The sequence below is a fragment of the Leucobacter weissii genome, assembly GCF_017565745.1.
Taxonomy (GTDB): Bacteria; Actinomycetota; Actinomycetes; order Actinomycetales; family Microbacteriaceae; genus Leucobacter; species Leucobacter weissii.
In genome coordinates this window covers 98,597-120,846 of sequence record NZ_JAGDYM010000014.1, presented here as the reverse complement: position 1 = coordinate 120,846, position 22,250 = coordinate 98,597, and the positions used below count along the sequence as shown (strand labels likewise).

Here is a 22,250-nt window from a genome sequence, read left to right as displayed (position 1 = left end):
TGCGCCGCAGCAGCGAACGCTGGACGCGTTCGCCCGACGTCACCACACGGCTCGCGCCGCCACCCGCCCCACCCCGCGGCCGTGGGCCGCGATGCGCCGCAGCAGCGAACGCTGGACGCGTTCGCCTCAGCTGCGGCGCACCCACCTGAAGGTGAGGAGGCTGGCGACGAGACCGACGACCAGCCAGATCCCCAGATTCAGCGCGACGAGACCGAGATCCCAGACCTCGCCCGATTCGAGCACGGCCAGGTGATCCGGCAGGAACACGCTGCGCATCCCCTGCGCGAGCCACTTGAGGGGGAACAGCGCGGCGATCGACTGCAGCCAGTCGGGCAGCATCGAGAACATCAGGTACACGCCGGAGATGAACTGCAGCAGCAGCACGATCGGCAGCACCACCGCGGTCGCGCTCCGCGACGAGCGGGGCAGCGCCGAGAGCGCGATCCCGAGCAGCGTCATGGTGACGATCCCGAGCAGCGCGATCCAGGCGAAGCGCAGCCAGAGCTCGGGTTCGCGCGGCAGCTCCACCCCGAACACGAGCACCGCGAAGGCGAAGAGCAGCACCAGCTGCGCCGCGGTGGTGACGAGGATCGCCCCCGCCTTGCCGAAGAAGTAGCTCACCGGAGAGAGGGGGGTGGAGCCGAGGCGTCGCAGCCAGCCCTCGCTCTTCTCGCGGGCGATGTCGATCGCCAGGTTCTGCAGACCGGAGAGGAGGATCGCCGAGGCGACCATGCCCGGGAGGTAGTAGGCGGCCATCGTGATGCCGCCGGTGCCGTCCGGGCGGACGCCCACCTCGTCCATCGAGGCGAACGCCGTGCCGAAGATGCCGAGCATCAGGACCGGGAAGAGGAAGGTGAAGAACACCGTGTCCGGGGTGCGGAAGTAGGCCATCAGCTCGAAGCGGATCGCCGAGACGGCCGCGGTGAGCACGCCGACCGGCGGGGCGCCGCGGTCCGTGCCGCGCCCGAGGGAGGAGTCGGGGCGGGTCGTTGCGCTCATGCGGCGGCCTCCGTCCGGTGGATGTCGTGCGACGGGCCGCTCGTCGCGGACTCGCCGATCAGTTCGAGGTAGATCTGCTCGAGCTCGGGGCGGCGGACCTCGAGATCCTCGGGCTCGCCTCCGTGCTCGTCGTACAGGCGGGAGACGAGCTCGGCCGGCCGCTCGCTGCGCTCTTCGCGGCGCGTCCCGGACCGGTCCCGCCAGCGGACCACCGGCACCCGCGCGGCCGCACCGCCGAGCTCGGCGGGCGGCGCCTCGGCCACGATCCTGCCGCCGGTGAGCACGCCGACGCGATCGGCGAGTCTGGCCGCCTCATCGAGGTAGTGGGTGGTGAGCAGGATCGCGGTGCCCTGTCCGGCGAGCCCCTCGAGCATCGACCAGAACTGCCGCCGCGCCTCCGGGTCGAAGCCGGTCGTGGGCTCGTCGAGGAACAGCAGCCGCGGTCGCCCGACGATCCCGAGCGCCACGTCGAGGCGGCGCTGCTGCCCGCCCGAGAGCTTGCCCGCGCGACGCCCGGCGTGCTCGGCCAGTCCCACCATCTCGAGCACCTCGTCGGCGCTTCGCGGATCGGGGTACAGCCCGCCGAAATGCTCGATCAGCTCGCGCGGCGAGTACGGGCCGAGATCGCCCGTCTGCTGCGCCACGATGCCGAGCTCGCTCCTCCAGGATCGCGATGCGCCGAGCGGTTCCTCGCCGAGCACCCGCACCTCGCCGCCGCCCGGACGCCGGAAGCCCTCGAGGATCTCGACCGCCGTGCTCTTGCCGGCGCCGTTCGGTCCGAGCAGGGCGTAGGTCTCCCCGGCCGCCACCGTGAGGTCGAAGCCGTCGAGGACGACCCGGTCGCCGTAGCGCTTGCTCAGCCCGCGCACCTCGACGGCGTTCTCTCCCCCGGCGGTGCCGCCCCTCGGGTGGGAGCCGGTCGGGCGAGGCGGTGTTCGCGAGGTCATGCCTCCATGCTGGTCGACGCGCGCGGCGGCCGGAAGCGGTCGACCGGAGGATCTTGCCTCCACCGACCGGTGGATGCGCCGCGACCGCGCCCGCCGAACGCCCAGCCCCGCTCAGACCTCGATGCCGCCGAACGCGAGGCGCGCCGCGATGACGACCATGATCGCGGCGACGCACCACTCGAGGATCTGCCAGGAGCGCGGTGTGGCGAAGAAGCGGGTGAGTCCCCGGGCGCCGTATCCGAGCAGCGCGAACCACCCCAGGCTCGCCAGCGCGCCGCCCAGCGCGAACCACCAGCGCCCGGGATCGCCCTGCGCGTTGCCGATCGACCCCATCAGCACCATCGTGTCGAGGTAGACGTGCGGGTTGAGATAGGTGAGCGCGAGGCACGCGAGGACGGTCCGCTTCAGCGACGCCTCGGAGCCCTGCGCGGCGGCCAGCGCCTCGGGCCGCATGGCGCGGCGCACCGCTCCCCAGGCGTACCAGAGCAGGAAGAGCACGCCGCCCCAGCGGATCGCCTCGATCAGGGTCGGTGCGCGCTCGACGACGAGGCCGATGCCCGCCACGCCCAGCACCTCGAGGAGCGCATCGGTGAGCCCGCAGATCAGCACCACGGGCAGCACGTGCTGACGGCGGATGCCCTGGCGCAGGACGAAGGCGTTCTGCGCGCCGATCGCCACGATGAGGGAGAGGCCGGTGCCGAGACCGAGGAGCGCGGGAAGGATCATGCTTCGACGCTAGGCCCGGCCGACGGGCTTGCGCTATTTCAGAGTGCCTAATTATCCTGATCCAACATAAGCTCTGCTTCAGAAGGGACGGGCCCGTGGATCTGCCGCTCGAGCATCTGAGCACGTTCGCCGCGATCGTCGACGAGGGGAGCTTCGAGGGCGCCGCACGGCGTCTGCACGTCACCCCTTCCGCCGTGAGCCAGCGGGTGAAGGCCCTGGAGCAGCGCATCGGATCGGTGCTCGTGCAGCGCACGCGGCCGATCCGGCTGACCCGGGCCGGCGAGACGGTCCTGCGGCTCTGCCTCCAGATCGAACGGTTGAGCGACGACGCCGTCCGCGAGCTCGGCGACGGCCCTGCCGGCGGCACCGTGGTGCCGATCGTGGTCAACGCCGACTCGCTCGCGACCTGGTTCGTGCCGGCACTCGCGCGGGCGGCGCGCGAGACCGGTGCGCGCTTCGAGGTGATCCGCTCCGACGAGACGCTGAGCACCGAGCGCCTGCGCCGGGGGGAGGCGATGGCGGCGCTCACCGCCACCGCCGACGCCGTTCCGGGCTGCACGAGCACGCGCATCGGGATCGACCGCTACCGCGCGGTGGCGGCGCCCGGGTTCGCCGCCGATCACTTCGCCGCCGGCCTGAACGCCGAGACGCTGCAGCGCGCTCCGATGATCGAGTTCGATCGGCACGACGCCTTCCAGCAGCGCTTCATCAGGCGCATCACCCGCGCGCGGGTCGACCCCCCGCGGCACTTCGTGCCCTCCTCGGCGGAGTTCGCGCTGGCGATCGAGCTCGGCATGGGCTGGGGCATGCTCCCCGAGCTGCAGTGCGGAGCAGCGCTGGAGCGGGGCGGCCTCATCGACCTCGGCGCCCTCCAGCACGGCGGATCCCGCGCCGTCTCCGCCATCGAGATGCCGCTCTACTGGCAGCGCTGGAACCTGCGGTCACCAGTGCTCGACGGTCTCTCGGAGATCATCGCCGAGGAGGCCGCGGCGGCGATTCCCCTGCGAACGACGACGATACACTCATAGGATTCGTCGGGTCGCCGGGTCTTCGAGGGGAGCGTGCAGATGCTGGGTGTGCTGCACGGCTTCGCCGTGATCCTCGGCATCATCGGCGCGGGATACCTGGCCGCCGTCGCGGGGGTCGTCAAGGGCGCGGAGCGACGGGTGCTCAACAACGTCGCGTTCTACGTCGCGCTGCCCGCGCTGCTCTTCAGCGTGCTCCAGTCGAGCGAGCCCGGAGTCCTCCTCTCCCCCGTGATCCTGCTGACCTCCGCCGCCGCGGTGACGGCGGCCGCGCTCTACACCGTCGCCTCCCGCCTCTGGTTCCGCGGAGATCTCTCGTCGACCGTGCTGGGCGCCACCAGCTCCGGCTACGTCAATTCGAACAACCTCGGCCTGCCCGTGGCGATCTACATCCTCGGCGACGCCGCCTATGTCGCGCCGCTGCTCCTGGTGCAGATCGTGATCTACGCGCCGGTCGTCCTCACCATCCTCGAGTCGACCCGCCGCCCCGGCCGGGCGTCCGGGCACGGTCCCTGGCGCGCCGCGCTGCGCTCGCTCGGACGGACGGCCAAGAATCCGGTGATCGTCGCCTCGGTGCTGGGATTCGGCTTCGCGATGCTCGACCTGGATGCTCCGGAGATCCTGCTGGGCCCGCTGGAGATGCTCGGCGCCGCGAGCGTGCCCATGGTGCTGCTGAGCTTCGGGATGTCGCTGCGCGGGCAGCGGGTGCTTCAGCCCGGCACCGAGCGCGCCCCGGTGCTCGTCGCGACGGCGATCAAGCTGCTGGTGATGCCCGCCCTGACCTGGGCGCTGTGCGTCGCGGTCGGTCTCGAGGCCCACGAGACGTTCGTCGCCACGACCATCGCGGCGCTGCCGACCGCGCAGAACGTGTACACCTACGCAGCCACCTACCGGCGCGCCGAGACGCAGGTGCGCGATACGGTCTTCGTCACCACCTTCGCCTCGCTGCCGGTGATCGCCGTCGTCGCCTGGCTGCTCGCGGCCTGACGGCCGATCCCCGGCTCAGCCCGCCATCGCGAACCCCGCGATGAGATAGGCGATGAGGCTCAGCACGGCCGCCGCTCCGGCGTAGGGCAGGATCGACGTCATGAGCGTGAGCGGCTTGACGCCCACCGACTTCGAGGCGAGGATGATCCCGTCGCCGTAGAGGCAGGTGGTCGATCCGAGCGCGGCGCCCGAGAACACCGCGGTGCCGGCGAGCACCGGATCCACGCCCATCGCGATCGCGAGCGGCAGCACGACCGGTGTGATGACCGCCGCGAGATCCCAGAACGCTCCGGTGGCGTAGGCGTAGACCCCGCACACCAGGAATACGACCGCAGGGAGCAGTGCACCGCTCATCACGGGTTCGGTCGCCCCGATCACCCATTCGGCGAGCTGGAGGTCGATGTTGATCTGCTGCACCATGAAGGCGAGGGCGAACAGCACGATGACGTACCCCATGCTGGTCACCCCCTCGAATGCCCCGTCGAAGAGCTGCTTGAGGCTCATCCGCCGCTGCGCCAGGTAGAGCACGATCGCCACGGCCACCGCCGCCGCCGAGCCCTTCACGATGTCGACCTCGGTGACGATCGTCACGACGACGAGCGTGACGATGGGGATGAGGAAGTTGAAGGGGAGCGGGCGCCTGCCGGTCTCCTCGTCCTCGGCGAGTTCGAAGGCGCGCTCCTCGTCGGAGAGACCCTCGGGCAGCGTGTCTCCCGTGCGGTCGGCCCGCTCCTGGGCTCGGCGCAGCGGCCCGACGAGCGGCAGCACGCCGAGCGCGAGCAGCAGGCCGATGGCGAGCGCGAACCACCCGAAGAACACGAACGGCAGGCCCTGCAGGTAGGCGCCGAACCCCGAGCCGTTCACGGTGACCCCGTCCTGCTCGAGCAGGGCGGAGAAGAAGACCGCCCAGGTCGAGAAGGGGATGATGACCGCGATCGGGGCGGAGGTCATCTTCACGACCGTTCCGAGCAGACTGCGCGGCACCCCGTAGCGGTCGGTCACCCGCTTCATGGAGGTGCCCACGGTGAGGGCGTTGAGATAGTCGTCGATGAACAGCGCGATCGTCAGCAGCCAGGTGAGCAGCAGCGATTTGCGCCGGGAGTCGACGAATCGCTCGGTCCAGCGCGCGAAATCGCCGACGGCTCCGGAGATGTTGAAGTAGGCGATGAGGATGCCGAAGAGCACCACGACGAGCACGAGCCAGTGCACGGTCTCGTTCGACAGCGCGGCGCCGAAGGTGCCGACGAGGGTGTCGAAGAATCCCCACCCGCCGACGAGGATCGCGCCGACCACGGTGCCCGAGAGGAGGCCGAGCAGGGCGCGTTTCGTGGAGACGGACACCACGAGCACGGTGAGGACCGGCAGCAGTGCCAGCCAGGTGTTCTGAGCCAAGGGATTACCTTTCTGAGGGTGTCGCTTCGGGATGATCCGGGTGGTCGAGTCGTTCGCCGTCGAGGTAGGTGGCGAGCACCGGCAGCTCGGCGAGATCGTCGCCGGTCACCCGGGTCGGGTCTTCGGCCCACACGGCCAGGTCTGCGCGAGCACCGGCGCGGATCACGCCGAGATCGTCGTCGCCCTGGGCGAGCGCGGCCGCGCGCGTGTAGCCGTGCAGCGCCTGAGCCGGCGTGAGCCGCTCCTCGGGTTCGAAGACGAAGCCGTCGCGCGCTCCGGGAGTGCGTCGCAGCACCGCCCAGGCGAGTCCCCCGCGGGCGTCGAGATCCGCGATCGGCCAGTCCGAGCCGAGCGCGAGCGGGGCTCCGGCGCGCAGCACGGACCCGGCGCTCCAGCCGCGCGCCGCGCGCTCCGGCCCCAGCCGCTCGGCCCAGGCGTCGCGTCCCTCGGGGTCGCGCCACTGCATGTGCTGCAGCTGCATCGAGGCCGTGACGCCGGTGCGCCCGAGCCTCGCGATGTCGCGCGGATCGAGGCACTCCAGGTGCTCGATGCGGTGCACGGGCCGCCCCTCCGCGCGGCATCCGACCGCCTCGTAGGCGGTGATCGTCTCGCCCACCGCCCGGTCTCCGATCGCGTGCGTGGCGATCTGGAAGCCCGCTGCGGTGAACTCGCGCACCGTCCGCGCGAAGGCCTCGCGGTCGGCCCAGAAGGGGTGCAGTCCGTCGCCGCGGGTATCGGCGGCGTAGAGCCAGGCGGTGCCCGTGTCGATCACTCCGTCCGCATAGAGCTTGATGGCTCCTCCGCGCCACCTGCGGCCGCCGCGATGCAGCTGCCGGATGATCGCCGCGCGCTCCTCTGCCCCCGCGGAGGGGCGCACGTCCAGCGCGCTCGCGATGCGCACGGGCAGTCCCGGCCCATCAGCCTCGAGCGACTCGAGCAGGTCGAGGGTCGTCGTGGAGCCGTCCATGATCGTGCCCCCGGTGAGACCGGAGCGGCGCATCCGTGAGAGGATCGCGTGCGCGGCGTCGAGGGTCTCCTCGCCGCTCGGCGCCGGGATGGCGCTGAGCACCGGCTCCCAGGCGCTCTCCTCGCGCAGTTCCCCGGTCGGCGCCCCGTCGGCGTCGACCACGATCTCCGAGGCGTCGTCGAAGTCCCGGGCACCGGTGATCCCGGCACGCCGCAGCGCCTCGCCGCTCGCGAGCGCCGTGTGCACATCGAAGAAGAGGAGCAGCGCCGGGAGCCCGCCGAGCGCCGCCTCGATGGTCGACGCGGCGATGGGGGCGCCCTCGAATGCGGCGTAGTCGATGTTCCAGGCGCGCACCCATCCGTCGCCGGCCTGCCGTCGCACGCGGCCGGCCTCGGCGCGGAGCCGGTCGATCAGGACGGACCGTTCGCCCACGCCGCCCAGATCGATTCCCCGCACGATGTCGATCCCCTGGATCGGATGGAGATGGGCGTCGATGAGGCCGGGCGTCACCGTGCTCCCCCGCGCGCGGTCGATGCGCGTCGCCGGGCCGGCGAAGGCCTCGGCGATCTCACCGTGCTCGCCGACCCCCAGGATCCTGCCGTCGGCGACGGCGATGGAGCGGGGCGTCTCCGGGTCGCCGCCGGGGAGCTGAGTGCGCACCGTCGCGCCCTCGATGATGATCTCCGCTCTCGTCATCGCGGCCCTTCCGTCGTCGTCCGTCGCGGTTGCGTCCGTCAACGGAGTAATTTACGTGCAGTAAATAAAATGCGCAAGTGCGGGACAGTAGCATGGACCGGAACCCGGGAGGAGTGGCGAATGGATGCAGCCGGACCCGGGCGCCGGCGCGCCGGGCGCCCCAGCCGCGCACTGCTCACGCGCGAGTCCATCCTCGACACCGCGTTCGCCCTCGCAGACGAGCGCGGCGGGGACTTCAGCGTCGCGGCCATCGCGCGCAGGCTGGGGGTGCAGCCGCCCGCGATCTACAACTACTTCTCGAACCGGGCCGACATCATCGCGGGCATGCGGGGAGCGCTCGGGCGTCGCATCGACTCGAGTCCGTTCGACCTCGCCCCCTGGCACGAGGCGGTGCTCCCGTGGGCCCGCGACTATCTCGACGCGCTCGGGCAGCATCCGGGCATCGTCGCCGCCCTCGCGACCCTGCCGATCGACAGCGAGCCCGAGTCCATCGACGAGTACGAGCGCATCGTCGCGGCGTTCCGACGCGACGGCTACCCGGAACGACGCATCGTGCCGGCGCTCGTCTCGATCGAGTCCTTCATCATCGGCTCGGCGCTCGACGCCATCGCTCCCGATGACAACATGAGCCCGAGCAAGGCTCCGGATCTGGCCCCGAAGCTGCTGCGGGCCGAGCGCCTGGCGCGCGAGTCGGCCGAGGAGTCCGGAGTGCCCATGGCCCGCGCCGTCTTCGAGTTCGGTCTCGCGGCGCTCGTCGACGGGCTGCGCTCGGCCGGCCAACGGGAGACGCGCCGGGCGGGCGGGCGGATCAGTCCACCGCGCTGAACACCGCAGCGCCGCCGGCTTCGGGCTCCTCGATGCGGAGTGCGGCGATGAGCTCGGCGGCGTGCCGTGTCGACACGATCACCCTGGCGAAAGCGTCGTACCCCCCGCGGTCAGCCGCCCCGTCCTCGGCGTCGCCGGCCTCCTGGAGGTCGATGACCACCGCCGGACGTCCGCTCCGGATCACGGCGAAATCGCGTCCGCCGAGGGCTCTCCAGGTGCCGATCGCGATGCGACCGGGTACGTGCGCGCCGGGCGACCGCACACCGCGCAGCCAGACCCACGGGTCGTCGGTGATCACGGCCGAAGAGATCATGTCGCGCTCGAGCACGACGTCCTTGCGGCGCATCGCGAGCGTCTTTTCGGCAGCGTTGAGGCGGATCACCACCCGCAGGGGATACACCTCGATTCTCGCCACACTTCAAGTGTGCCCCACCTGCGCCCCCGACACGGCATACGAACGACTCGAAACCGCGAATCGTTATGGTGCCGCAGTAAACCGCGGCCCGGCCGGCGCGGCATCCGCGCGAGGCGCCGCCCGGATCCTGCTCAGTCGAGCATGTCGCTCTGGTCGATCGCCGACTCGACGGTCTCGATGAGCGCGCGCTTCGCGGCGCTGTTCTGATGGGAGGGGCTGTGCCTGAGCCCCGCGGCGACCGCCTCCATGTGCGTGTGCGGCCCGACGCAGGCCACGATCGTCTCAGGGGGCAGCTTCGGGAACTGCGCCGCGACCTCGCGGCCGATGCGCGCGGAGGCGACGAGAAGCGCGTTGATCCGGCCCGATTCGACGTCTTCCCGGATATGGGCCGAGGCCGGTACGCCGATCGTGCGGAAGGCCACCACCTGCGTCACGTCGTGCCCGCGGTCGATGAGCCCGGAGGTGAGCACCGGCTTGGCCACGTCGCTGCGCAGGGTGAGGACCCGGAGCACCTCGCCCGTGTCGATCTCGGGCCACACCTCGAGCAGCCCGGCCGTCGTGTGGTTCTCGTCGCTCGGAGTCCGGCTCACCTGGTAGCCGGCGTCCGAGAACGCCTGGATCGTCGCCTCGCCGACGGCGGCGACCCTCGTGTTGGGATGGATCACCGCATTGTGGTGCGCGAGCACATCGACCACGGTGGCGCTCGTGGCGGTCATCCAGTCGTAGTGCCCGCTCTCGAGCAGCTTCAGCACCTCGATCAGCCGTTCCTCCTCGCTGGTCGGCGCGAAGTCGACCAGCGGCGCGATGACGGTGTGCGCGCCCTGCTCGCGCAGTGCGGTGGCCACGAGATTCCCCCAGGTCCCCCCACGAGGAACGAGGACCCGAAGTTCGCTGAGAGGCTTTGCTTCAGCCGTCATAGACTCCACTCACCCTGGTCGGCATGACGAAGGCGCGATCCTCGGCTCGCGTCATCCGTGGACTCGAGCCCGGCCTCCGAAGCGATCTGCTTCCACCAGCCCCTATTCTCGCCCCGCCGCCGCCGCAACGCAAAACCCGGGCGTTCGCAGCGCAGAACGCAATGAAAACGTGATGCGCGGGACGGTACCCGCACGCCCTCCGGAGAAGCGTCACGAGACTCAGCCGCGACGCATCACCGCACGCGCGATTCCCCAGACGGCGAGCCCGGTCGCAGCCGCCGCCGCGACGGACGCCGCGGCGAATCCGAGGGGGTTCCTGCGGCGCTCCTCGGCGATGCGGCGGCCCGTGCGCTCCAGCGCATCGTCGATGCGCTGCGCATAGTCCAGGCGATCCCTCAGCTTGCCGAGTGTGTCGTAGAGCTCGGCCCGGGCGCGTTCCGCCTCCCGCACCCCCGGATCGTTCGGCCGAGTGCTCATCGCCAGTTCCCCTTCCCATCGGCCTGCGGCATCCGCCGGCCTCCCTGCGCGTGCGCCGAAGCGTTGAACCGCACGTCGCCGAGAGCATCGAGATCGTCCTCGACGCGCTCGATCGTCTGCTCGGGGACCGGGATGCCGCGCTTGATCAGCGCCACGCCGGCCAGGATCGCCGCCGCGGCGAGCAGGATGAGGCCGATGCCCACGACGAGGGCCGAGAGCCACACCGGCCACACCACCGCGATCCCGGCGATCGCGGCCGCGACGAGCGATCCGATCGCGAAGAACAGGAAGAAGAGCGCCACGACGATCGAGAGAAGTCCGATCCCTCCCCGCTTGACCTTCGCGGTGATCTCGCGCTTCGCGTTCTCGAACTCGGCCTTCGCCAGCGCGACGAGTTGACCGGGCAGCTTCACCAGCAGTTCGAACGTGCCCGCCTGGTCGCCGCGCCGACTCATGATCCCGACTTCTTCCCGTTCTCGGCACGATCCTTCGCGCCTCGTCCCGGTGCGGCCTCGCCCTCTCCGCCGGAGCGGTTCTTCTTCGCGAGATCGCTGAACACGTCGCCGGCCACCCGTGAGGCGAACGCCTTCACGCCCTCGGCCCGCTCATCGACCGCCTCGCGCACGACGCCGACGCCGCGCTGGACGGTATCGCTCCGCCACACCTGCCGCGCGCCGCGCTTGATCTGCTCGTATCGCTCGCGGCCGGCTCGGCTGCCGAGCACATAGCCCACGGCCGCGCCGAGCACGAACGCCAGTTTGCCCTTCATCGTCCCTGCTCCTCCACACACGCAATGTCGGCGGTCACGGTCACGGGAACAAGCCTACCCTCGCAGGCTGGGAGAGATACATTCCGATCTCGAAATATACTCCCGATCCCGTCGCGGGCCATCGTCAGCCGCCCAGCCCGAGCAGCTCCCTGCGCAGGGCGACGGTGCGCTCGTGAGCCGAGGCGATCGCGGCCCCGAGATCGTCGCCGTGGAGCAGACGGCCGACCGGCAGGAGCTCGGGATCGTCGATCGACGCTCGAATCAGTCGGTCGGCGGCCGCGTCTCGTTCGCGGACCGTCGCGTACGGCGCCGCCCGGAATCCCTCCGATCGCCACTCGGCTCCCGCGACCGGCGCGATTCCCGACGCCTCGAGCGCCTTCGCGGCCACGGTCGGATCGATCCGCCGGCACTCCGAGCGCGGCGTCGCCGGCCCCGACAGCACGGCGCGCCCGGCGTCGAGGTCGATGCGCAGCGCGCACGCATCGACCACCCGGACCCCGACGGCCGCCGGCGGCAGGCCCCCCACACCGGCGGGCGACACGTCGATCTCGATCTCGGAGACCGCGCGGACGCGGTCCGGCAGCAGTTCCGCGGCCAGCCCGAACGCGGCCTCGACCTCGGGCTCACGCCCGAGGTCGAGCACGAGCGAGCGGGTTTCGAATCGTCGCCCGTCGCCCAGCTCGACCGCCCAGGCCGTGCCCGCGCGCGCGACCGACCGGGGCGGCTCGCCCAGGAAGTCGACTCCGTAGAGCTCGAGGCGCCTGCTCAGCGCCTCGGCGAGCCCGGCCCACCCCCCGGCAGGCTCGACCCGGGCTTCCCGGGCGGCGCTCCGCTCCGAATACGCCAGCGCGGCCGCGCTCAGCGATCCCGTGCGCGAGAGCGCCTCGTTGAGGCCCGGGGCGGCGATCGCCGCCTCGACCTCCTCCGCGGGGACGCCGTACCGCTCCCGGATCAGGGGCGCCACGGATCGTTCGACCACCGCGCGGCCGAGTCGCTTGCGCACCAGCTCGCCGAACGACGCGGTCTTGCCGATGGTGAGCAGCGGGGAGACCCGATCGAGATACGCTCGGAGGGCGCCGCCGGCGCCGAGCAGCCGCAGTGATTCAGCGGCGAGCGGCACCGCGGGCACGCCCAGCACGGCGGGGATGGGTTGGGGCGACCAGGATCCGCCCCGATCGACGAGGTGCGGCGGCGGAGGCGTCGTTCTTCTCGGGAGCAGCGCGGCATCGGGCCCCGACCCGGCGCCCTCGATCGGGGCGGCGATGCGCTCGAGCAGGAGCGCCGCGATCAGGCCCTCCGGATCGCGCTCCGGGCTCGCGAGCGTCTCGGACGCGCCACCCGACACCACCACGCGGAGCCCCACCTCCGCCAGGTCGAGCGCGGAGAGGAGCGCGGGCAGACCGCGTCCGGTGACCAGTGCGTCGATCCTGCCGGGTGCCGCCGTCATCGCACCTCGACCAGATCGGTGCGGGTGCGGCGCCCGTCGCGGCGCGTGAAATCGCGATTCACCCACCAGGAGTAGAGCACCAGACCGCTCGCCGTGCCGATCAGGGATCCGAGCCCGCCACTGCTCTCGGTCTGCGCGGTCTCGCCGCTGATGCCGCTCGCGAGATAGGCGAAGGCGACCAGATTGTTCATCACGTGCAGGGTGATGGCCGCCTCGAGCCCGCCGGTGCGCCAGGTCAGCCAGCCCATGGCCACCGCCATGGCGACGACGGCGAGCCAGCCCCAGATGTCGTAGATGTGGGAGAAGCCGAAGGCGACCGACGGGATCAGGATCGGCAGCCACGGTCCGCGCAGGAACACCGCGAACGCGGAGGATCCCCGCACAGCACCCAGCCAGCCGCCGATCGCCTGCATGAACGCTCCGCGGAAGACGACCTCCTCGCCCGTCGCCTGCAACGGAACCAGGAGCAGCACGATCAGCAGCGACCACAGCGCCGCCCGGGTGTCGATCTCGGGCGTGTCCCCGCTGATGGCCTCCGCCGTGTCGGAGCCGAACGCGAACTCCAAGGCGATGCCGACGGCGTTCATCACGATCAGCGTGACGATCGCGGGCAGCAGGGTGCGCCAGATCCAGCGCCAGCGGATCCGCAGGGCCACCGACCACACCCGCCCGGTCGGCCTCAGCCCGATGCTGAGCATCGCGAGGATCACCGACGGGATCATCAGCGCCACCGATCCGAGGCCCAGCAGGAGGAGGATCGGCTCCTGGGTGTCGATGATGGCGGAACTGTCGATGTCGGTCGACGTGAGGCTCACCGCACCCGAAGAGAAGAGGTAGGGCATGAACGGGATGGTGAATGCGAGGGACAGCGTGAAGTAGTAGACCACGCCGAGCACCAGCCCGAGCAGCGGCCTCCACCATCGGTAGCGGGCCACGCCTCGCAGCGCCTGGTGGAACTCGAGCGGCCCGGTCTCCTCCCACTGCGGCTGCGGCGCGGGAGCCGCCCAGGCCCACTGCGGCTGCGATGGGGCGGCGTACTGGGAGGCATCGACCGGCGGCGGGGCCTGCGGCTGCGGGGCCCGGGGCGACTGCTGAGGATCCTGGGGCGGCTCGAAGGTCATGACCCTATTGTTTCAAAGTTCTCCGCTGCGCCGCTGTGCGTTCCGACGCGCCGCTGCCGATGCCTCAGTCGCGTGGATGCGGAAACCGCGTCTTTTCAGAGATACGCGTTCGCGTCGACCGCTCTCACGACGAAACCAAGAAGTACCCCCGCTCCGCTTGGCATGCTTCTGGGATGTCGAATTCGTCGCTGGGGAGTGCAACCTCTCCACCCCCGAATCGAACCGGGGCGCCGATGGAGTAATTCTCTTCGCGCAACCTCCGCATCAAGACGAAGATCTCTTGCACGCTGAGCCGCATCCACCAGACGACCGTCCTCCTCCACGCGCCCTCTCCTCAGAGAAAGGTCGTTCCACCGTCCGAATGAGCTTCGCACATCAGACGGACCGTACTCATCGGATCCTCGCTGAACGGTTGCCGAAAGTCGATGCGTCGAGAATCCGTACCGGAAGAGATCACCTCCCCTAGGCGCCGCGGAGCCGTTCGAACAGGAAGGTGCGCAGCTCGGCGCGGGGCACCCGCTCCTGCTGCATCGAGTCGCGCTCGCGCACGGTCACCGCGTCGTCGTCGAGGGAGTCGAAGTCGACCGTCACGCAGAACGGCGTGCCGATCTCGTCCTGGCGGCGGTAGCGGCGGCCGATGGCGCCGGCGTCGTCGAAGTCGATGTTCCAGTCCTCGCGCAGATCCTGCGCGATCTCGCGCGCCAGCGGCGACAGCCGCTCGTTCCGGCTGAGCGGCAGCACCGCGGCCTTGATCGGCGCGAGGCGCGAGTCGAGCCCGAGCACCGTGCGGGTGTCGGTGCCGCCCTTGGCGTTCGGCACCTCCTCCTCGCGGTAGGCGTCGACCAGGAAGGCCATCAGCGAGCGGGTGAGACCCGCGGCGGGTTCGATCACGTAGGGGACGTAGCGCTCGTCCTTGGCCTGGTCGAAGAAGCTGAGATCCTTGCCGGAGTGCTTCGAGTGGGTCGAGAGATCGAAGTCGGTGCGGTTCGCGATGCCCTCCAGCTCGCCCCACTCGCCTCCGGTGAAGCCGAAGCGGTACTCGATGTCGGCGGTGCGCTTCGAGTAGTGCGAGAGCTTCTCCTGCGGGTGCTCGTAGAAGCGCAGGTTCTCGGGATCGATGCCGAGGCCGGTGTACCAGGCCATCCGCTCGTTCATCCAGTACTCCTGCCACTCCTCGTCCGTGCCGGGCTCGACGAAGAACTCCATCTCCATCTGCTCGAACTCGCGGGTGCGGAAGATGAAGTTGCCCGGAGTGATCTCGTTGCGGAAGCTCTTGCCGATCTGGGCGATGCCGAAAGGCGGCTTCGCGCGGGCCGACTGCAGCACGTTCGCGAAGTTCACGAAGATGCCCTGCGCGGTCTCGGGGCGCAGGTAGTGCAGTCCGGCCTCGTCGTCGACGGGGCCCAGGAAGGTCTTGAGCAGGCCGGAGAAGGCGCGCGGCTCGGTCCAGTTGCCGCGCTCGCCCGTCTCGGGATCCGGCACCTCGTCCCAGCTCTCCGGCTCGCGGCCGTGCTTCGCCTCGAAGCGCTCCCAGAGGTGATCCGCCCGGTAGCGCTTGTGGGTCTTCGTCGACTCGACCAGCGGATCGGTGAACACCTCGACGTGACCGGAGGCCTCCCAGACCTGCTTCGGCAGGATCACGCTCGAGTCGATGCCGACCACGTCGTCGCGGCGCTGCACCATCGCCTTCCACCACTGGCGCTTGATGTTCTCCTTGAGCGCGGTGCCGAGGGGACCGTAGTCCCAGGCGGAGCGCGATCCGCCGTAGATCTCACCGGCCTGGTACACGAAGCCGCGGTGGCGGGCGAGGGCGATGACCTTGTCGAGGCGGGACTGGGCAGCCATGTTCTGTTTCACTCCAAGGGGCAAGCGGGGATCTTGGCAGCGCCGTCGAAGACCGCGCGACTGCCCAGTCTAGTCGCCTTCCGGGGTCTCGTCCGCAGAGCCGACTCCGGCGATGCGGGCGGTGATCCCCTGGAGGATCAGGTCGAGCCCTCGCTCGAAGACCTGGCGATTGCGCTCCCGCCCGCGCGGATGGCGGGCGAGGAGGTCGACGAGTCCGCCGTCGACGGCGGAGGGGTCGAGGATCTCGTCCGGAGACAGCGCGTCGAGCGCCGCACCGAAGGCGAAGGCGTCGATGACCTCGATCGTGGTGAGGAGCTCGTCGTCCGGCAGCCCGGCCTCCGTGAGCGCGGCGGCGAGCACCGAGTAGAAGCGGAGCACGTCGGGCTCGTCGATCACGACCGTGATCATCAGCTGGAGCACCCGAGGGTGGTCGGCGTACATCCGCCAGGTGCGCTCGACCTCTCCGCGCACCCGCTCCCGCCAGGGGCTGGTCTCGGGCGCGGGGCGGACGTAGCGGTCCACCAGCACCCGGCGCATGGCGTGGACGATCCCGTCCCTGCCGTCGACATGGTGGTAGAGCGAGGACGCGCTCACGCCCAGGCGATCGGCGAGAGCCAGGATCTGCAGCTCGCCGCCGGACTCCACGAGGTCGATGGCCGCCTGTCCGATGATCTCGCGGCTGAGCCTGGTCGTTCGGGGCCTCGCCACTCCCGGCTCCTCTCGCTCGACGCCTGGCGGAACATCGCAGCCGCTTGACAGATCATCTCACACGTCGCACGATGTTCTCATAAACCGAAACTGTTTCGGTTTATGAGCACCGGCACCGCCGCCGGAGAGAAGGGCCCGCCGATGAGCACGCAGCAGCAGACGACCGAACCCAGAGCCCCGCTCGACCTCCGCAACGGCAGCGCGACCTTCCTCGTCGCCCTCGCCAGCCTGGCCCTCGCGAACCTCGCCCCCTTCGTCATGTCCGCCCTCGGCGGTCTGGGTTTCGACGTGGTCGCGAGCGGCAACATCCTCACCTGGGCGCTCCTCGCGTCCGCGATCGTCGGCCTCGGCACCTCGCGGCTCGCCTCGGGCCGCGCCCGCAGGCGGCTCGCCCTGATCGGCCTCGCCGTCGCGGTCCTCGCCTTCGGCACCGCGAGCCTCGTCTCGGCTCCCGCGCTGGTCGTCGCCGGTCTGATCGCCGGCGGAGCCGGGGTCGGCGCCGCGATCTCGACGTCGGGAGCCGCGATCGCCGCGCTCCGCGACCCCAACCGGGTGTCGGCGACCAGCGGCCTGGTCAACCGGGTGCTCGTGACGATCATCCTGGCGGTGATCCCGCTGGTCGGCATCGGGCAGGGCAGCGTCTTCGGCGCGCTCGCGCTCATCTCCCTCGTCGCGCTGGTGCTCGCGAACTGGCTGCCCGAGGCTCCCGAGCAGGCGGAGCCCGTCGCGGTGACCACGAGCCTGAGCATCGCCACCCCGCGCCGGATCACCGTCGCCGGCATCGCGCTGCTGGTCCTGTTCCCCATCTGGGGCACGAGCGAGGACGCCATCTGGACGATGGCGCCCGTGCTCGGCGAGGCGGTCGGCCTCGGGGAACGGGCCCTCGGCCTCTCGCTCAGCCTCGCGGCGGCCGGAGGCATCGCGGGCATGCTGCTTGTGATCCTGCTCGGCCACCGCATCGGACGGGCCGTGCCGCTGGCGATCGCTCTCGTGCTCGGCGGGCTGTTCAAGGCGTGGATCGGATTCGCGGAGGATCCCGTCCTGCTCGCCTCGCTCATCGTGGGCGTCAACACGGTCTACGCCTTCGCCTTCGCGCTGTTCCTCGCGACCGCCGCGGGACTCGACGCGCGGGGCCGCTGGTCGGGGCCGCTGGTCGGCGCCTACCTGGTAGGCTCCAGCTTCGCCCCCCTCCTCGGCGGCGTCTTCATCGAGTGGTTCGGCGTGCCGACGTTCGCTCTGCTCATGGGCGCGGTGAGCCTGCTCGCCATCGCGCCGACGATCGCGATCGCTCGCGTCTCCGTCGGAGCGGAACGGGCCCTCGTGCGGGCCGCGGAGGACACCCAGCCGACGGAACGGGAGACCCTGACATGACCACCCGCCTCTACCGCAACGCCGCCGTCTTCACGGGCGACGCCGAAGGCCCCGGCTGCGAGGCGTTCGCGGTGCGCGACGGCCGGATCCTCGCCGTCGGCGAACTCGACCCGGTCCGCTCCGCGGCCGGCCCCGAAGCCGAGGAGATCGACCTGGGCGGCGCTTTCGTCGCGCCCGGCATCATCGAGGGCCACGCCCATCTCGCCATGCTGGGCGAGGCGCTCGACAAGGTTCCGCTGCGCGACTGCACGACCGTCGCCGAGGTCCAGCAGCGCCTGGCGGAGGCGCGGCGCGCCGATCCCGAGGCCACCCGCCTGCTCGGCGTGAGCTGGCGCTTCGACATCTTCGCCGACGGCGAGCGGCCCACCGCGGCGCTGCTGGACGCCGCGGTGCCCGACGTCCCCGTCCTGCTGGACGCCAACGACCTGCACTCGGTCTGGGCGAACACGGCCGCGCTGCGCGCCATGGGCATCGACCGGGACACCCCCGACCCGGTGGGCGGGGAGATCGTCCGCGACGAGCACGGCGACGCGACCGGTTTCCTCCTCGAGACGGCGGCGATCGCCTACGCCTGGGGCTATCTCGCGCGAACGGCGAGCGACGAGGACCGGGATCGCTTCTTCGACAACGCCTTCCGCGCCTATCTCGCGACCGGCGTCACCGGCGCGACCGACATGTCGACGAACGATACCGACATCGCCGCCCTGCGGCGGCGGATCGACCGCGACGGCCGCCTGCCGTTCCCCGTCCGCGGCCACTGGCTGCTCACCGCCACGGGCGATCCCGAGGCCGACCTCGCCCAGATCGACCGCGTCGCGGCGCTGCGGGACGAGCTCGCCGGGCTGCCCGGCGCCGAGTGGCTCGGGATCGTCGGTGTCAAGTTCATCCTCGACGGCACCATCGACGCCTGCACCGCCGCGATGCGCGAGCCCTACGCCAATGGGGCGCTGCCCGATCCGATCTGGACGAGGGAGCGCGCGGTCCCCGTCGCGGTCGCAGCGGACGCGGCCGGTCTGCAGCTCGCGCTGCACGCCATCGGAGACGAGGCCAGCACGATCGCGCTCGACGCGGTCGAGGCCTGCCTGAGACGCAACGGCCCGCGCGCGAACCGCCGTCCACGCATCGAGCATCTCGAATACGTCGCGGACGACACGATCGCCCGCATGGCGGCGCTCGGAGTGACGGCGTCGATGCAGCCGGTGCACTGCGACCCGGCCGTGCTCGACAACTGGCAGGCGGTGCTCGGCGACGAACGCGCGCTCGGGGGCTTCCCGTGGCACGAGTTCCGGGCTCGCGGAGTCGCTCTCGCCCTCGGCACCGACGCCCCCACGGCCCCGCACGAGGCACCGCCCAACCTGTTCATCGCGATCACCGCCCGCTCCGCGCTCGACCGCGCGCGGGAGCCCTACCAGCCGCAGCGGGTCTTCACCCCCGCAGCCGCGCTCGCCGCGCTGACGGCGGGCACCGCCCGGGCCGCGGGCATGGAGGCGGAGTACGGGCGGATCGCGGCCGGGTACCGCGCCAACCTGTTCGCGCTCGACGCGAATCCGCTCTCCGACGACCCGGACCGGTTGTTGGAGGCCCGCGTGCTGCTGACCCTCGTGGACGGCGCGGAGGCCTACCGATACGCCCCGTGAGGGTGGGCGAGCCGACCACGCGCTCATGTGCCGGAGACACGGCGCTAGGCTGGATCGCGCACGATCGACGCCCGCCCCGACCCGATGCGAGCGCCGCCTCGGAGCCGGCACGGCCTCGCGAGCCTCGCCGTTTCGAGATCGGCGCCGCCGTCACAACCAGCACGAGGAGAGACCCCGTCATGACCGATCCGATCGACTCCGCGGTGATCGAGCAGCAGCTGCGGCACCGCTCGGTGCGCCGCTTCCTCGACGTCCCGGTCGGCGAGGCGCAGCTCGAACGGATCGTCGAGGCCGCGCAGCGAGCGTCCACCTCCTCGAACCTGCAGGCGTGGTCGGTCATCGCGATCCGCGACCCGGAGCGCAAGCGGCGCCTCTCGCAGGCGATCGGCGGGCGGGACTACGTCGAGCGGGCACCCGTCTTCCTGGTGTGGGTGGCTGATCTCGCGCGCAACGCCGAGCTTCTGCGCGCGCACGGCGCGGAGCCCGAGACGCTCGGGCTCATCGAGAACACCCTCCTCGGCGCGGTCGACGTCGGCATCGCGGCGCAGAACGCGCTGCTCGCGGCGGAGTCGCTCGGGCTCGGCGGCGTGTTCGTCGGCGGGATCCGGAACGCTCCGGAGGCCGTCAGCGCCGAGCTGCGGCTGCCACGGCACGCCTTCGCCATCGCGGGAATGGCTCTCGGGACGCCCGATCCCGAGGAGGGCACCGGGATCAAGCCGCGGCTGCCGCTCTCCGGCGTGCTGCACGCCGAGGTCTACGATCCGGAGCGCTGGCGCGAGGCGACCGGGCGCTACGAGCAGGACTACCGCGACTACTTCGAGACGCAGGGCGTGCCGGATCGGAGCTGGGCGCGCACCGTCGTGAGCCGACTCGGCTCGGCGGCAGGACTGCACGGGAGGCACGCCATGCGCGCCTCGCTGCGCGCCCAGGGCTTCGACTCGGAATAGGATGGCCCCTGCCGCTCCGCCCGCCCTCACGCGAGTCGGGGACGCGAATGCGGGTCGCCGCTTCCGGCAAACCGACCTCCACGTCCCCGAGTCGCGTCACCGTGGGCACGGGGCGGGGAAACGGGTCAGGGTTCGAGCAGCAGCTTGCCGGTGGTGCCGCGGCTCGCGAGCGCGCGATGCGCCTCGGCGGCCTCGGCGAGGGGGAACCGCGCGCCGATCCGGAGCTCCAGCGTGCCGTCGAGCACGGCGGCGAAGAGTTCGCGGTAGCGCCACGCCCGCTCCTCGACGGTCCGCATGAAGTCGCCGAGCGAGGGGCGGGTGACCGAGAGCGAGCCTCCGGCGTTGAGCCGCTGCAGGTCGAAGGGCGGCACCTGGCCGCTCGCCCCGCCGAACAGCACGAGCCCGCCGCGCACGCGCAGCGCACTCAGCGAGCCGTCGAAGGTGCTCTCGCCGACGCCGTCGTAGACGACTGCGACGCCCTCCCCGCCGGTCAGCTCGCGCGCGCGATCGGCGAAGCCCTCGTAGCCGATGGCGTGCTCCGCGCCCGCGGCGAGGCTGAGCTCGCGCTTCGCGTCGCTCGAGGCGGTGCTGATGACGCGCACGCCCCGGGCCGTCAGCAACTGGGTGAGCAGCAGCCCGACCCCGCCCGCTCCCGCGTGCACGAGCACCGTGTCGCCGGCCTCGGGTCGGGACGCGGAGGCGGCCAGATAGTGCGCGGTGGCCCCCTGCAGAGGCAGCGCCGCGGCGGTTCGGAGGTCGATGCCGTCCGGCACGAGCGCGGCCTGCTCGGCCGCGACCGCGAAGTGCTCGGCGTAGGTGCCGGTGCCCGCCGACGTCGCCACCCGGTCGCCCGCGGCGAAGCCCGCGACGCCGTCGCCCACGGCCACGACCGTTCCGGACGCCTCGCTCCCCGGGATGTCCGGGAAGTCGACGGGGTACACGCCGCTCCGGCGATAGATCTCGATGAAGTTCACCCCGGTCGCGGCCGTCTCGACCAGCAGCTCGCCGGGGCCGGGCCGCGGAGCCTCCGCCTCCCGCAGCTCGAGCACCTCGGGGCCGCCGGCCCGCTCCACAACGATCGCACGCATCTCGTCTCCATTCTCGGGTTGCACCGCACCACCATCCTCCCACCTCGCGACGGATGGGCGCGGATTCGATCCTGCGCACTGTACCGGCCCCAGGGGGTCGTGGGATGATGGGGCGTGCGCGTCCGCAGTGCGCTCCAGCTCGACGGATCGGGCGAGGGATCACGGATCGGCCGCCAGAGCCAAGGAACTCCCATGCCGTCGACCGAACCCCCCGCCGCACCCTCATCGCCGAGGCGGCCGTTCAAGCTGCGCGAGACGGTGCTGGAGCAGCTGCGCACCGCGATCGTCACCGGGGAGCTGTCCGAGGGAACGCTCGTCTCCGCGCCGGGCCTGGGTCGGGCGCTCGGCGTCTCGGCGACTCCCGTGCGCGAGGCGATGATGGACCTCGCCCGCGAGGGCCTCGTCGAGACGGTCAAGAACAAGGGATTCCGCGTCACCCGCAAGAGCGAGAAGGAGCTCGACGACCTGGCGCAGGTGCGCCTCCTGCTCGAACCCCCGGCGATGCGGCTGGCCGCGGGCAACATCGACGACGAGACGCACACCGAGCTGCTGCGACTCGCGGACGCCTGCCTCGGCGCAGCCGAGCGCGAGGATCTGGGCGACTACTCGCGCCATGACCGGGAGTTCCACGCGCTGGTCCTCGCCGGCACCGGCAACCCGCAGCTCGTGGAGCTGGCCACCTCTCTGCGCGTGCGCACCAGGCTCTACGGAATCGCTCTCCTGGCGCAGAGGGGACGGCTTGCGGCCTCGGCGCGGGAGCATCACGAACTGCTGGAGCTGCTGCGCGCCGGCGACGGCGACGGCGCCGAGCGCTTGCTCCGCACGCATATCGGCCATGCGAGGACAGCGCGGGGCAGGGCGACCGCGAACGAGGATCCTCCGGGCGATCCGGGCCCGGGCGCCGGGTGACGCGCTGAGTCCCGCACGCGGGTTCCCTCGCTCGA

General features: G+C 71.4%; 22 protein-coding genes. 7 read left to right on the top strand and 15 right to left on the bottom strand.

All coding sequences use genetic code 11. From position 1 onward, the window contains the following. Positions 1-126 precede the first annotated feature (126 nt). From J4H92_RS12500 to J4H92_RS12490, 3 genes are all read right to left on the bottom strand, one after another. Positions 127-999, bottom strand: a complete 873-nt coding sequence (locus tag J4H92_RS12500) for an ABC transporter permease (RefSeq protein ID WP_208098525.1) — start codon at positions 997-999, stop codon at positions 127-129. After that, positions 996-1,946, bottom strand: coding sequence for an ABC transporter ATP-binding protein (locus J4H92_RS12495; RefSeq protein ID WP_208098524.1), 951 nt, complete (start codon positions 1,944-1,946; stop codon positions 996-998). The genes J4H92_RS12500 and J4H92_RS12495 overlap by 4 nt, the downstream gene beginning before the upstream one ends. Before the next feature lie 111 nt (positions 1,947-2,057). Continuing rightward, complete coding sequence (locus tag J4H92_RS12490; protein ID WP_208098523.1) at positions 2,058-2,672, bottom strand: LysE/ArgO family amino acid transporter; 615 nt, start codon at positions 2,670-2,672, stop codon at positions 2,058-2,060. 95 nt (positions 2,673-2,767) lie between these two features. On the opposite strand from J4H92_RS12490, the gene J4H92_RS12485 reads away from it, so the two are divergent. Beyond that, positions 2,768-3,700, top strand: a complete 933-nt coding sequence (locus J4H92_RS12485; protein ID WP_208098522.1) for an ArgP/LysG family DNA-binding transcriptional regulator — start codon at positions 2,768-2,770, stop codon at positions 3,698-3,700. Between the two features lie 39 nt (positions 3,701-3,739). After that, a complete protein-coding gene (locus J4H92_RS12480; RefSeq protein WP_208098521.1) occupies positions 3,740-4,684 on the top strand; it encodes an AEC family transporter in 945 nt (314 codons plus the stop codon). A gap of 15 nt (positions 4,685-4,699) precedes the next feature. On the opposite strand, the gene J4H92_RS12475 is transcribed toward J4H92_RS12480, so the two are convergent. After that, complete coding sequence (locus tag J4H92_RS12475) at positions 4,700-6,076, bottom strand: TRAP transporter large permease subunit (RefSeq protein ID WP_208098520.1); 1,377 nt, start codon at positions 6,074-6,076, stop codon at positions 4,700-4,702. A 4-nt stretch (positions 6,077-6,080) separates the two neighbouring features. Continuing rightward, the gene (locus tag J4H92_RS12470; RefSeq protein ID WP_243752330.1) at positions 6,081-7,781 is read right to left on the bottom strand and encodes an amidohydrolase; all 1,701 of its coding nucleotides are present in this window, start codon (positions 7,779-7,781) and stop codon (positions 6,081-6,083) included. 78 nt (positions 7,782-7,859) lie between these two features. Here J4H92_RS12470 and J4H92_RS12465 point away from each other — a divergent pair, with 78 nt between their 5' ends. Next, positions 7,860-8,564 carry a TetR/AcrR family transcriptional regulator gene (locus J4H92_RS12465; protein ID WP_208098519.1) on the top strand — a complete coding sequence of 235 codons (705 nt, stop codon included), beginning with the start codon at positions 7,860-7,862 and terminating at the stop codon, positions 8,562-8,564. Here J4H92_RS12465 and J4H92_RS12460 read toward each other — a convergent pair. The 9 genes from J4H92_RS12460 to J4H92_RS12420 all read right to left on the bottom strand — a co-directional run bounded on the left by J4H92_RS12460 (position 8,548) and on the right by J4H92_RS12420 (position 16,263). Beyond that, positions 8,548-8,979, bottom strand: coding sequence for a hypothetical protein (locus J4H92_RS12460; RefSeq protein WP_208098518.1), 432 nt, complete (start codon positions 8,977-8,979; stop codon positions 8,548-8,550). The two genes, J4H92_RS12465 and J4H92_RS12460, sit on opposite strands and share 17 nt — an antisense overlap. Before the next feature lie 131 nt (positions 8,980-9,110). Continuing rightward, on the bottom strand, positions 9,111-9,824 hold the full coding sequence (locus J4H92_RS12455) for a uroporphyrinogen-III synthase (protein ID WP_341783095.1): 714 nt from the start codon (positions 9,822-9,824) through the stop codon (positions 9,111-9,113). A gap of 291 nt (positions 9,825-10,115) precedes the next feature. Next, a complete protein-coding gene (locus tag J4H92_RS12450; protein ID WP_208098516.1) occupies positions 10,116-10,373 on the bottom strand; it encodes a hypothetical protein in 258 nt (85 codons plus the stop codon). Further along, complete coding sequence (locus J4H92_RS12445) at positions 10,370-10,828, bottom strand: phage holin family protein (protein ID WP_208098515.1); 459 nt, start codon at positions 10,826-10,828, stop codon at positions 10,370-10,372. Before J4H92_RS12445 ends, J4H92_RS12450 begins: the two co-directional genes overlap by 4 nt. Then, positions 10,825-11,142, bottom strand: a complete 318-nt coding sequence (locus J4H92_RS15455; protein ID WP_243752329.1) for a YtxH domain-containing protein — start codon at positions 11,140-11,142, stop codon at positions 10,825-10,827. The genes J4H92_RS12445 and J4H92_RS15455 overlap by 4 nt, the downstream gene beginning before the upstream one ends. Before the next feature lie 124 nt (positions 11,143-11,266). Next, on the bottom strand, positions 11,267-12,589 hold the full coding sequence (locus J4H92_RS12435; protein WP_208098514.1) for a hypothetical protein: 1,323 nt from the start codon (positions 12,587-12,589) through the stop codon (positions 11,267-11,269). Further along, positions 12,586-13,710, bottom strand: coding sequence for a CPBP family intramembrane glutamic endopeptidase (locus tag J4H92_RS12430; RefSeq protein ID WP_208098513.1), 1,125 nt, complete (start codon positions 13,708-13,710; stop codon positions 12,586-12,588). The genes J4H92_RS12435 and J4H92_RS12430 overlap by 4 nt, the downstream gene beginning before the upstream one ends. A gap of 462 nt (positions 13,711-14,172) precedes the next feature. After that, the gene (locus tag J4H92_RS12425) at positions 14,173-15,555 is read right to left on the bottom strand and encodes a glycine--tRNA ligase (RefSeq protein WP_208098512.1); all 1,383 of its coding nucleotides are present in this window, start codon (positions 15,553-15,555) and stop codon (positions 14,173-14,175) included. 69 nt (positions 15,556-15,624) lie between these two features. After that, positions 15,625-16,263, bottom strand: a complete 639-nt coding sequence (locus J4H92_RS12420; RefSeq protein ID WP_208098511.1) for a TetR/AcrR family transcriptional regulator C-terminal domain-containing protein — start codon at positions 16,261-16,263, stop codon at positions 15,625-15,627. 102 nt (positions 16,264-16,365) lie between these two features. On the opposite strand from J4H92_RS12420, the gene J4H92_RS12415 reads away from it, so the two are divergent. The 3 genes from J4H92_RS12415 (at position 16,366) to J4H92_RS12405 (ending at position 20,218) form a co-directional block, all read left to right on the top strand. Further along, positions 16,366-17,634, top strand: a complete 1,269-nt coding sequence (locus J4H92_RS12415; protein WP_243752328.1) for an MFS transporter — start codon at positions 16,366-16,368, stop codon at positions 17,632-17,634. Next, positions 17,631-19,271, top strand: coding sequence for an amidohydrolase (locus J4H92_RS12410; protein ID WP_208098510.1), 1,641 nt, complete (start codon positions 17,631-17,633; stop codon positions 19,269-19,271). The genes J4H92_RS12415 and J4H92_RS12410 overlap by 4 nt, the downstream gene beginning before the upstream one ends. A gap of 179 nt (positions 19,272-19,450) precedes the next feature. Beyond that, positions 19,451-20,218 (top strand): nitroreductase family protein, encoded by a 768-nt coding sequence (locus J4H92_RS12405; protein ID WP_208098509.1) that lies wholly within the window; start codon positions 19,451-19,453, stop codon positions 20,216-20,218. Positions 20,219-20,343: 125 nt separating this feature from the next. Here the strand turns inward: J4H92_RS12405 and J4H92_RS12400 are convergent, their stop codons facing one another. Further along, a complete protein-coding gene (locus J4H92_RS12400) occupies positions 20,344-21,306 on the bottom strand; it encodes a quinone oxidoreductase family protein (RefSeq protein ID WP_208098508.1) in 963 nt (320 codons plus the stop codon). A gap of 192 nt (positions 21,307-21,498) precedes the next feature. Here J4H92_RS12400 and J4H92_RS12395 point away from each other — a divergent pair, with 192 nt between their 5' ends. Then, entirely contained in the window at positions 21,499-22,215 is a 717-nt protein-coding gene (locus tag J4H92_RS12395) for a GntR family transcriptional regulator (protein ID WP_208098507.1), read from the top strand. Positions 22,216-22,250: the final 35 nt, after the last annotated feature.